The organism is Pseudomonas cyclaminis (assembly GCF_015163715.1).
In the GTDB taxonomy this organism is placed as follows: domain Bacteria; phylum Pseudomonadota; class Gammaproteobacteria; order Pseudomonadales; family Pseudomonadaceae; genus Aquipseudomonas; species Aquipseudomonas cyclaminis.
Map to the genome: position 1 here is coordinate 1 of NZ_JADDUM010000235.1, position 5,153 is coordinate 5,153.

Sequence of the window (5,153 nt, forward strand, 5' to 3'; positions counted from 1 at the left end):
TGATACACCGCTATCGGGGGCAAGCCCCCTCCCACATTATTACTTGGCCTGGTAGATGATGCCCGGGCTGCATTGCACCATCTGGAAATGATCCGGCAGGCCGTTCAGCGCCTCGGAAGCACCGAGGAACAAGTAGCCGCCACGCTTGAGGGTGCCGTGGATGCGCAACAGGATGTCTTTCTTCACTTCGGCCGAGAAGTAGATCAGCACGTTGCGGCAGAACACCATGTCGAACTTGCCCAGGCTGGCGTAGCTGTCGAGCAGGTTGAACGAACGGAACTCCACGCGGCTCTTGATCGGCGCCTTGATTGCCCACCGCCCCGCCCCTTTAGGGTCGAAGTAACGTTGCAGGCGTTCCTGGGACAAACCACGGCCCAGGGCCAGGCTGTCGTACTCGCCGGTCTTGCAGTTGGTGAGCATGGTGCCGGACAGGTCAGTGGCAACAATTTGCGCCCCGGCCTTCAACTGGCCCATGTTGGTCCGCTCGAACTCATCGATGGACATCGAGATCGAATACGGTTCCTGTCCCGAAGAACAGGCCGCCGACCAGATGCGCAGGCGCTGGCCGGGGCTGGCCTTGATGGCTTCCGGCAGCACTTTGCTCTTGAGCACTTCAAAGGGATAGGTATCACGAAACCACAAGGTTTCGTTGGTGGTCATGGCATCGACCACCATCTCTTTGAGACCACTGCGCGGCTGCCCCTGGATCCGTTGAACCAACTCGCCCAGGGACTTGATGCCCTGCTGCTCCATCAGTTTGTTAAGACGGCTGGATACCAGGTATTGCTTGTTTTCACCGAGCAATATGCCACAGGCTTTTTCCAGGAAGACCCGGAACTGTTCAAAATCCAAATTACCCGTAGACACTGATACCGCCTCTAAAATCGTATGACCGCCAGGGAAAAAGCCCTTAGCTGTGATCTGCTGCCTTGATCCGGTCGACTACCCGGGATGCCAGGTCATCAGGACGGAATTTGGCCAGGAAGTCATCGGCACCGACCTTCTTGACCATCGCCTGATTGAATACGCCCGACAACGAAGTATGCAGGATGATATGCAGTTTTTGCATGCGTGGATCGCTGCGTATCTCAGCCGTGAGGGTGTAGCCGTCCATTTCCGGCATCTCGATGTCGGAAATCATCATCAGGAATTCTTCTTCCGGCTTCTTGCCCTCATCTACCAACTTGCGCAGGTAATCCAGCGCCTGGCGGCCATCATTGAGCGCCACCACTTCCACGCCGACGGTCTGCAGGCAACGGGTCACCTGCTTGCGCGCCACCGAGGAGTCATCCACCGTCAGCACACGCAGCGAGACCGCCTTGTGCGCCGTTTCGGCATCCACCACACCCACGGAAATCGATTCCGAGGTCGGCGCCACTTCGGCGAGGATCTTCTCCACGTCGATGATTTCCACCAATTGGTTATCGACTCGCGTCACTGCCGTGAGGTAGTGGTCGCGGCCGGTGCCCTTGGGCGGCGGATGAATCTCTTCCCAGTTCATGTTGACGATGCGCTCCACCGAGCGCACCAGGAAACCCTGGGTCTTGGTGTTGTACTCGGTGATGATCACGAACGGGTTCTCGCGGTCCTGCAGGCCAGCCGAACCGGTGGCCAGGGCCAGGTCAAGAATCGGGATGGTCGCGCCACGGATGTTGGCCACGCCACACACCACGGGGCTGGACTTGGGCATGATCGTCAGCTTGGGACATTGCAGCACTTCCCGCACCTTGAACACGTTGATGCCATATAGCTGTTTGCCATCCAGGCGGAAAAGCAACAACTCCAGGCGATTCTGCCCTACCAGCTGTGTGCGCTGGTTTACTGAATCCATTACTCCTGCCATGCCCAGACTCCTACGCTAAAACCTTGAAGGTGCGACGCGCACCCAACACTAAACGGCACGAGCTTTGCTATTTATTGGCTATGGATATTAAAACGACAGTTTCCCGACGCCTTCGATTCCCACAGTACCGCAGATTGCTCTGCGCCTCGGTGGCGCTGCTTGCTTTGAGCCTGAACACCACGGCCCGCGCAGATAACGTCACCTTGCCTGATCTACTTATCGGCGTCACTCAAGGCTTTCTTGAGTTCACTGTAGAAGATTATCTGGCGACCACACAGACACCGGGGCGTTATGAAATCCAAGTTAACCAGTTGGACCCACGCCTGCGCATGCCCATGTGCGACAAGGAATTGACAGCCACCCTGGAAAGCCCCGCCCAGCCCATCGGGCGCGTGACGGTGCGGGTACGCTGCGACGGCGCCTCGCCCTGGACGGTGTTTGTGCCGGCCCAGGTCAAGCTGTTCCGCGATGTAGTGGTGGTGGCCCGACCGCTCAAACGCACCGGCATCATCGGTTTTGAAGACGTTGTACTGCGCGAACGCGACATCAGCCTGATCAGCCAGGGCTACCTGACGTCTGTGGACCAGGCCGTCGGGCAGAAATTAACCCGACCAGTGGTCACCGACCAGGTCATCACGCTGGTGCATCTTGAGCAGGCCGAGGTAATTCGCAAGGGTGACCAGGTGGTGATTTCCGCCAGCAGCGGCGCGCTGAACGTGAAGATGCCCGGTGAAGCGCTGTCCAACGGCGGCATGAGTGAACAGATTCGCGTCAAGAACCTCAACTCCAACCGCGTGATCAAGGCGCGGGTAACAGCCCCAGGGCAAGTCGAGGTCGCTTTATAGATCACTGGTACAGGACGCCGGGTTTTCCTACACTGTGCACGAGGTAGCCCATGCGCAGATTTATTGTCATTTGCGTCTAAAGTTTATCCGGGTATGGCCGAAAACATGGCAAGCGTCCAAATACCCAGAGGTTTTTTATCATGGTCATCGATTTCAGTCGTTTAAATAACACCCCGGCAACGACAGGCACTACGCGTACCACCGGCACCAAGGAAAGCGTAGAAGCCAAGGCCCCGCCACTGCCCGCCAAGGCAGAACAGGCCAGCCAGAGCGGGGAATCCGTACACCTGAGCAATGAGGCTCAACAGTTGCAGAAGGTCACTGACTCGCTGCGCGATCAACCCGTGGTCAATAAAGCCCGTGTGGCCGAATTGAAACAGGCAATCGCCGATGGCAGCTATAAAGTCGACAGCAACCGTGTAGCCAGCAAGCTGCTTAACTTCGAAGCCGAGCGCTAGGCAAAGGCCTGCGCAGGGCTTTTGGACGCTTAAAACCCAAGGCCAGCCATGCATCACGACGAACATTTGCTGCAACTGATCATTGATGATCTAGCGCCGACGCAACAATTGCTGGAGCTGCTAAAAGAAGAATCACTGGCCCTTTACGGCCGGGATATGCCGCTGCTGGAAGAAATTCTGGCGCGCAAGCAGTCGTTGATTGTCCTGCTGGAACAGCATGGCAAAAAACGCAGCCAGATCCTGATCAGCCTTGGCTTGCCGGCAGACCACGATGGCCTGGCGCAGTTGGCCAGCCACTCCTCGGTCGGCGATCAGTTACTGAGCCAGAGCAAAGAACTCAATCAAGTGCTCGCCCAGTGCCAGGAAGCCAACCTGCTTAACGGTCAATCGATCCAGCTTCAGCAAGCCACGACCGCCAACCAGTTGCGTATACTCCACGGCGGAGAGCCGCCGGCGCTGTATAACGCCCAAGGTTCAACCTCGCGCCTGGTCAAACCAAGCACCCGCAGCCAAGCCTGACGCCGGTTTACCGTGCGCCCTATCCAAGGCGCGCCACATGCTGGCAAAATGCCGGTTCTTGCGTGTAGTCGTATTTTGTCTGGAGATGGAAGAACCGTGTTCAACGCCCTTAATGCGGAAGATGCCCCGCAGCCACCGAAGGTCCTCACCACGCCTCTGGAAATCGCCGGCACCTTGCGGATGCTGCAAGACAGCCATGACCCGCTGATCATCACCTTCCACGAGCGCAGCCAGCGCTTCCAGAGCTATCTGGTGGACGTCAACCGCGACAGCAACACGCTGGCACTGGACGAAATGATCCCCCGTGATGGCGAACGCTACCTCGAAAACGGTGAAGCCTTCCGTATCGAAGGCTTCCACGACGGCGTGCGCGTCGCCTGGGAAAGCAGCGGCACCCTGACCATCAGCGAAAAAGATGGCCACCGTATCTACACCGGCAGCCTGCCGGACGAGGTGGTCTACCATCAGCGCCGCAACGCCTTCCGCGCCGCGCTGAAGCTGGCGCAATTGGTGAACATCGAACTCGGCGGTGAAAAACTCAAGGCGCCGGTCAACGGCAAATTGCTGGATATCTCCGCCACCGGCTGCAAACTGCGCTTTGAAGGCGACATCTCCGAGCGGTTGCAACTGGGCCAGGTCTACGACCGCTTTATCGCCGCCCTGCCGTTTGGCAGCATGACGACCTCGGTCGAACTGCGGTACCTGCACTTCGAAGACAAGATCAACACCACCTTCGCCGGTGTGCGCTTCCACAACATGAGTGGCCTGGTGCAGCGCCAGGTCGAGCGCTTTGTGTACCAGTTACAGCGTGAAGCGCGACGCTTCGACAAGGACGACGATTTTTAATCCTTAAAGATCGCGGCAAAAAAAACGGGCAGATCCTTTGGGGATCTGCCGTTTTTGCTTTCAGGGGCGCGCCCTGCTCAAGTCGTGAGGATGCTCCTCCGGCCCCAGGGGTTCCGGTGGCCCAACAAAGGCGGGCTCGTCCACCGGCGGCTGCGGATCAACTTGCGGCTCGGGGTCGGGGACCGTCTGCATCTGCTCCTGTACCACTTGCTCATCGACGCGCGGGTCAAGCGCGGCCACCAGCGGCGAACTCGACATGCTGTCGGGCATCGCCACGTGATGCAGCGGTGCGTCTTCCACCTGATGCAGGTTGGTCACCGCCTTCGGCCGGATGCGCCATACCAGGATCAACGCACACAGGCTGAAGAAGGCATACAGCATGTGACTGCCGAACATCTTCATGATCACACCGGCCAGCAACGGCCCGATACTCGCGCCAACGCCGTAAGTCACCAGCAGCATGGCGGTCAGCGACACCCGACGATCGCCTTCCACATGGTCATTGGAAAACGCCACCGCCAGCGGGTACAGGCAGAACTGCACCAGGGAACACAGGAATCCCGCGACGAACAGCACTTCCAGCGGCACCTGGGTCATGATCGCCAGCGGTAATGCCGCCACCGCCAGGCACAGGGCAAAGCA

The 5,153-nt window shown here is 58.4% G+C and carries 7 protein-coding genes; 4 read left to right on the forward strand and 3 right to left on the reverse strand.

From position 1 onward, the window contains the following. Window positions 1-39: 39 nt before the first annotated feature. The gene (gene cheR, locus IQK56_RS25605) at window positions 40-867 is read right to left on the reverse strand and encodes a protein-glutamate O-methyltransferase CheR (protein ID WP_032886774.1); all 828 of its coding nucleotides are present in this window, start codon (window positions 865-867) and stop codon (window positions 40-42) included. Between the two features lie 43 nt (window positions 868-910). Next, entirely contained in the window at window positions 911-1,843 is a 933-nt protein-coding gene (locus IQK56_RS25610; protein WP_032886773.1) for a chemotaxis protein CheV, read from the reverse strand. 80 nt (window positions 1,844-1,923) lie between these two features. Here IQK56_RS25610 and flgA point away from each other — a divergent pair, with 80 nt between their 5' ends. From flgA to IQK56_RS25630, 4 genes are all read left to right on the forward strand, one after another. After that, window positions 1,924-2,688: a flagellar basal body P-ring formation chaperone FlgA gene (flgA, locus tag IQK56_RS25615; protein WP_122306793.1), complete on the forward strand. Its 765-nt coding sequence runs from the start codon at window positions 1,924-1,926 to the stop codon at window positions 2,686-2,688. A 140-nt stretch (window positions 2,689-2,828) separates the two neighbouring features. Continuing rightward, on the forward strand, window positions 2,829-3,146 hold the full coding sequence (gene flgM / locus IQK56_RS25620) for a flagellar biosynthesis anti-sigma factor FlgM (protein ID WP_122306794.1): 318 nt from the start codon (window positions 2,829-2,831) through the stop codon (window positions 3,144-3,146). Window positions 3,147-3,194: 48 nt separating this feature from the next. Further along, window positions 3,195-3,665: a flagella synthesis protein FlgN gene (locus IQK56_RS25625; RefSeq protein ID WP_099587194.1), complete on the forward strand. Its 471-nt coding sequence runs from the start codon at window positions 3,195-3,197 to the stop codon at window positions 3,663-3,665. A gap of 96 nt (window positions 3,666-3,761) precedes the next feature. Further along, the gene (locus tag IQK56_RS25630) at window positions 3,762-4,511 is read left to right on the forward strand and encodes a flagellar brake protein (protein ID WP_150761920.1); all 750 of its coding nucleotides are present in this window, start codon (window positions 3,762-3,764) and stop codon (window positions 4,509-4,511) included. Window positions 4,512-4,571: 60 nt separating this feature from the next. Here IQK56_RS25630 and IQK56_RS25635 read toward each other — a convergent pair. Continuing rightward, on the reverse strand, window positions 4,572-5,153 hold a 582-nt coding region (locus tag IQK56_RS25635; RefSeq protein ID WP_193864215.1), incomplete at its 5' end, for an MFS transporter.